The organism is uncultured Corynebacterium sp., from assembly GCF_902782855.1.
Taxonomy (GTDB): Bacteria; Actinomycetota; Actinomycetes; order Mycobacteriales; family Mycobacteriaceae; genus Corynebacterium.
Map to the genome: position 1 here is coordinate 1 of NZ_CACZOO010000122.1, position 5,098 is coordinate 5,098.

General features: G+C 67.0%; 5 protein-coding genes, 2 tRNA genes and 1 pseudogene. 2 read left to right on the forward strand and 6 right to left on the reverse strand.

Annotated features, from left to right (window positions below; translation table 11 throughout):
• The 4 genes and pseudogenes from QZV72_RS05735 to QZV72_RS05750 all read right to left on the reverse strand — a co-directional run.
• A pseudogene (locus tag QZV72_RS05735) lies at positions 1-656 on the reverse strand (UDP-N-acetylglucosamine 1-carboxyvinyltransferase); the annotation flags it as partial.
• Positions 657-683: 27 nt separating this feature from the next.
• Positions 684-1,529, reverse strand: a complete 846-nt coding sequence (ramA, locus tag QZV72_RS05740; protein WP_297006195.1) for an acetate metabolism transcriptional regulator RamA — start codon at positions 1,527-1,529, stop codon at positions 684-686.
• A gap of 218 nt (positions 1,530-1,747) precedes the next feature.
• A complete protein-coding gene (locus tag QZV72_RS05745; RefSeq protein WP_297006196.1) occupies positions 1,748-2,227 on the reverse strand; it encodes a DUF2505 family protein in 480 nt (159 codons plus the stop codon).
• 3 nt (positions 2,228-2,230) lie between these two features.
• On the reverse strand, positions 2,231-3,028 hold the full coding sequence (locus QZV72_RS05750; protein WP_297006197.1) for an enoyl-CoA hydratase-related protein: 798 nt from the start codon (positions 3,026-3,028) through the stop codon (positions 2,231-2,233).
• A gap of 112 nt (positions 3,029-3,140) precedes the next feature.
• Between QZV72_RS05750 and cysK the strand changes: the two genes are divergently transcribed.
• Positions 3,141-4,076, forward strand: a complete 936-nt coding sequence (gene cysK / locus QZV72_RS05755; protein ID WP_297006199.1) for a cysteine synthase A — start codon at positions 3,141-3,143, stop codon at positions 4,074-4,076.
• 126 nt (positions 4,077-4,202) lie between these two features.
• Positions 4,203-4,787: a serine O-acetyltransferase EpsC gene (gene epsC, locus QZV72_RS05760; RefSeq protein ID WP_297006201.1), complete on the forward strand. Its 585-nt coding sequence runs from the start codon at positions 4,203-4,205 to the stop codon at positions 4,785-4,787.
• 120 nt (positions 4,788-4,907) lie between these two features.
• Here the strand turns inward: epsC and QZV72_RS05765 are convergent.
• Positions 4,908-4,980 (reverse strand) — tRNA-Phe (locus tag QZV72_RS05765).
• A gap of 25 nt (positions 4,981-5,005) precedes the next feature.
• A tRNA-Asp gene (locus QZV72_RS05770) sits at positions 5,006-5,078 on the reverse strand.
• Positions 5,079-5,098 lie beyond the last annotated feature (20 nt).

A 5,098-nucleotide genomic window follows, 5' to 3' on the forward strand; every position in this document is an offset into this window, starting at 1 on the left:
ACGCCGCGCACTGTGATGGTGTTCGACCCCTCCCCCTCGATGTCCGCCCCCATCTCCCGGAGCATGTGGCACAGGTCGACGATCTCCGGTTCACGGGCCGCGTTGTCCAGCACGGTCGTCCCCTCCGCCAGCACGGCGGCGGTGAGGATGTTCTCGGTGGCGCCCACCGAGGGGAAGTCGAGGGAGATGTCCGCACCGTGCAGCTGCTCCACTTCGGCGACCACGCAGCCGTGCTCGATCCGGGTCACCGCGCCCATCTTCTCCAGACCCGACTGATGCATGTCCAGCGGCCGGTTGCCGATGGCGTCCCCGCCGGGCAGGGCGACGACGGCCCGGTGGCAGCGGGCGGTCAGCGGTCCCAGCACGCAGACCGACGCACGGAAGTGCCGCACCGGATCGATGTCCGCGTCCCAGGAGATCTCCGCGGGAACGGTGATCTCCACCCGTTCTCCGTCCACCCGGGCCTCGCACCCCAGTCCCTCGAGGACCTTCACCATGTACGCGACATCGGAAATGTCCGGGACGTTGTGCAGTATCGTCGTGCCCTCTGCGAGCAGGGCTGCGGACATGAGCTTGAGGACGCTGTTCTTGGCCCCGTCCACCATCACGGACCCGACGAGGCGCGCGCCTCCGGTCACCAGGAAATGTTCTTTCACATCCCCCACCCTAACGGTCGGACCGGATCAGGGTAGAGCACCGATCCGACGTGCCGCGTTGACGGCCTCGTACCGGGTGTGCGCCCCCAACTTGCGCATCACGGAACGCAGGTAGCTCTTCACGGTCTCCGCACCGATTCCCATCTCATCGGCGGCCTCGACATTGGTGTGCCCCAGTGCGACGCAGGAGAGGACGTCGAGTTCCCGGGCGGAGAGCTTGGTGGTCTGCTTGACCCGCACCGGGCTGACCATCTGGTCGCAGAGGACTTCGAGATCGCGGCGGATCTCCTCGTCCTCGACACGGTTGGCGAGCATCCGCAGCCGCGAGTGCGTGGCGCGGACCTGCTCCCACTCCGCCCCGGACATGGACCGGACCTGTTTGACGACGGGTTCGCGCGGTCCGAGCTCCGACCGGCGCAGCGCGCCGTTGACCGCGAGGTCCTGTTCCAGGGTGCGGGAGGTCATGGTGACCTCCTCGAGCACCTTGTCGCCCATCCGCACCGGGGAGTGGACACCGGCGTAGAGGACGCCGCGCATGTCACGTCCCACGATGACTGGCACGGCGACGATGGAGTGCAGTCCCTCGTCACGGATCGGGCGGTCGAACTCGTGGGAGATGGACTTGGCCCGGATGTAGTCGGAGACTCCGACCGGTCGCCGGGTCGCCATGACGCGACCACCGACACCCTGCCCCGCCTCGATCGAGAGGTTGTTCAGTGCCGGCGTACGCAGCCCCACCCACTGGTTGATCACCATACGACCGTCGGACTGGCACGCCCCGAACATCGTGACCGGGATACCGGTCGAGTTCTTCAGGGACGACAGTGCCGACCGGATCGCGTCCTCGTCATCGCGGTGACGCTGCTGCTCCACGGATCACCTTTCTCCAGCACCTGCGCTACCCAGGTGGACTCGGCCCCCCACAACGGGGGCACTCAGTGTTCAACTCCCGAGTATAGGCAACCCCGACCGCCACCCCCAAATCTCTCTCATCTCCTGTCAGCGGGGGCCACACCACCCCCGACCGGCACTCCGAACGCAGGTTCCGGACGCTGCGGTCGCCGGTCGGAGCTCCACCCGTCCCGACCGCCTCAGCGCTCCGCGAGCCGGAGGATGCGGGCGACGCCCTTCTCCGTGGACGCCGGAACACCTGTCAGCACCTGTTCCGCGATCTTCCCGCCGACGAGTGCGACGTGCACCTCGACGGCCACGGTGGACTCCAGCAGCGTCCCCTCGCCCGCCGCCCGGTAGACCTGGTTGGTCGCCATGGTTCCGATGTCCTTCGGCAGCGGGACCGAGGTGAAGACGCTGAAGGACCCGTCCGCCCTGACCTCGGAGATCTCGGTCCGCTGAACCATGTCCACGGTCCCGTCGCCCTCTCCCACGACAGCGGTGACGGTGGCGTCCACCGAGCCGTCCGCGTGGACCTCCCGGTGTCCGTCCCGCAGCCGCATCGACGACCCGTCCTCACCGCCGAGGGTGAGCAGGAACTCCTCGGAGACCGCGATCTCACGTACCCGGTCGATCGGCAGGGCGATCTCCCGCACGACGGTGGTTGCCTTGGTCGCCATGATCTAACGGTGCCTCCATTCGGGGTCACGCTTCTCGATGAAGGCCGTCATCCCCTCCTTCTGGTCCTCGGTGGCGAACAGTCCCCAGAACGCCTCCCGCTCCTGACGCATCCCCTCACTCAGGGGGGTGTTGAGGGCGGCGTCCACGGCCTCGGTGGCCGCGGCCAGGGCCACACGGGAGTAGGACGCCACCTTCGCGGCGACGGCGTCCACGGCTTCGGCGAAGCCCTCGGACGGCAGGATCCGGGAGACGAGTCCGGCCCGCTCGGCCTCCTCGGCGCCCATCATGCGTCCGGTGAGGATGAGGTCCATGGCCTTGTACTTGCCGATGGCCCGGGTGAGCCGCTGGGTCCCGCCCATACCGGGAATGACGCCGAGGGTGATCTCCGGCTGGCCGAACTTCGCCTTCTCGCTGGCGAGGATGATGTCGCCCATCATCGCGAGTTCACAGCCGCCGCCGAGGGCGAAGCCCTGGACCGCGGTGATGATCGGGGTCTGGATGCACGTGACCCGCTCCCACTGCGCGTAGAAACGACGGAGCTTGATGTCCGGCCAGGTCTGGTCCCGCATCTGGGTGATGTCGGCGCCGGCGGCGAAGGCCTTCTCACTGCCGGTGATGACCACAGCCCCGACGGACGGATCCGCGTCGAAGAGCTCGAGGGCTCCGACGACCTCCTCCATGACGGTCTGGTTGAGGGCGTTGAGTGCCTTGGGCCGGTTCAGTGTGACGGTGGCGACACCACCGTTGACGGTGGTGAGGATCGTCTCGTACGTGGGTTGTGAGTCAGTCATGGTAGCCATTGTGTCACGGTCGTCGACACCCGGCGTCGGACGCTGTAGACTTACCACCAAATGGACAGACCGATCGGTCTACCCATTCGCATATTCCTTCGGAAGGACGCCTGCAACAGTCATGGCAAAGATCTACGACAACATCACCGACCTCATCGGCAACACCCCCCTGGTGAAGCTGAACAAGCTGACCGAGGGCCTCCCAGGCACCGTGGTCGTCAAGCTCGAATCCGCCAACCCCGGCAACTCCGTCAAGGACCGCATCGGCGCGGCCATCATCGACGCCGCCGTCGCCGACGGATCCCTGCAGCCCGGCGGCACCATCGTCGAGGCGACCTCCGGCAACACCGGCATCGCCCTGGCCACCGTCGGCGCAGCCCGCGGTTACAAGGTCATCCTGACCATGCCGGAGTCCATGTCCCTGGAGCGTCGCATCATGCTGCGCGCCCTCGGCGCCGAGCTCGTCCTCACCCCGCCGCCGGCCGGCATGCAGGGCGCGGTCGACAAGGCCAACGAGATCGTCGAGTCCACCGAGAACGCCGTCCTGGCCCGCCAGTTCGCCAACCCGGCGAACCCCGAGGCCCACTACGAGACCACCGGCCCGGAGATCTGGGCCGACACCGACGGTAAGGTCGACGTCTTCATCGCCGGTATCGGCACCGGCGGTACCGTCTCCGGCACCGGCAAGTACCTCAAGGAGCAGAATGCCGACGTGAAGATCGTCGGCGTGGAGCCCAAGGATTCCCCGCTGCTGACCGAGGGCCGCTTCGGTCCGCACAAGATCCAGGGGATCGGCACCAACTTCTTCCCTGACAACCTCGACAAGGACATCATCGACAGCGTCTACGACGCCACCATCGAGGAGTCCGTGAAGTGGGCCCGTGAGCTCGCCGCCAAGGAAGGCATTCTCGTCGGCATCTCCACGGGCGCCAACATCGCCGCCGCGGTCGCCGAGGCCGCGAAGCCCGAGAACGAGGGCAAGCTGATCGTCGCGATCGTCGCCGACTTCGGTGAGCGCTACGTCTCCACCCTCCTGTTCGACGACCTGCGCGACTGATCCACAGGTCCCGGCCCCGACAACGGCCCTGTGCCCCTCCCGATGAGGTGGTGGCACGGGGCCGTCGGCGTGCACGGGACGGTACGGTGAAACACACACGAACACAACGAAGGAGGCGACTCTACGGTGAGTCTGCTCAGCACCCTGAAGGAGGACCTGGCCAACGCCAGGACGCACGATCCCGCGGCGCGCGGTGACTTCGAGAATGCGCTGGTGTACTCCGGCCTCCACGCGATCTGGAGCCATCGTCTGGCCCACCGGCTGTGGGTCCGCGGGTTCAAGGGCCCGGCACGCGTCCTCAGCCAGTTCACCCGGTTTCTCACCGGGGTCGAGATCCACCCCGGTGCCACCATCGGCCGTCGCTTCTTCATCGACCACGGTATGGGTGTCGTGATCGGTGAGACGACCGAGATCGGTGATGACGTCATGCTGTACCACGGCGTGACACTCGGCGGTTCAGAGCTCGTCCAGCGCAAGCGTCACCCCACCATCGGCGACGGTGTGATGGTCGGCGCGGGCGCGAAAGTCCTCGGCCCGATCACCATCGGTGCCGGTTCCGCGATCGGCGGCAACGCGGTGGTGACCAAGGACGCCCCGGAGAACTCGATCCTCATCGGTATCCCGGCGAAAGTCCGTCATCGTCAACCCGACGAGCACATCCCCCTGGTGGAACCGGCGTCCTACGTCGACGATCTGCAGAACAACATCTGAGGGCGGCCGGAGACGCCGACCCTGGGGCGGCGTCCACCACCGTTGGCCCCATTGGCCCCCGCAGGGGCTGCCATGGCACGCAGAATCCCCCGCGGGATACTCCGCGGGGGATGTTCAGTGTGCCCAGACCAGGGATCGAACCAGGGACCTTACACTTTTCAGGCGTACGCTCTACCGACTGAGCTATCTGGGCAGAAAAGGGGCGAACCCCTCTTCAGCGACCCTGACGAGACTTGAACTCGCGACCTCCGCCGTGACAGGGCGGCGCGCTAACCAACTGCGCCACAGGGCTGTGCTGCGGGAGCCTCTCG

Bases quoted from the DNA above. Each gene is read 5' to 3' on its own strand.
- QZV72_RS05745 (WP_297006196.1), bottom strand. From the start codon at position 2,227: ATGGCGACCAAGGCAACCACCGTCGTGCGGGAGATCGCCCTGCCGATC.
- QZV72_RS05750 (WP_297006197.1), bottom strand. From the start codon at position 3,028: ATGGCTACCATGACTGACTCACAACCCACGTACGAGACGATCCTCACC.
- cysK (WP_297006199.1), top strand. From the start codon at position 3,141: ATGGCAAAGATCTACGACAACATCACCGACCTCATCGGCAACACCCCC.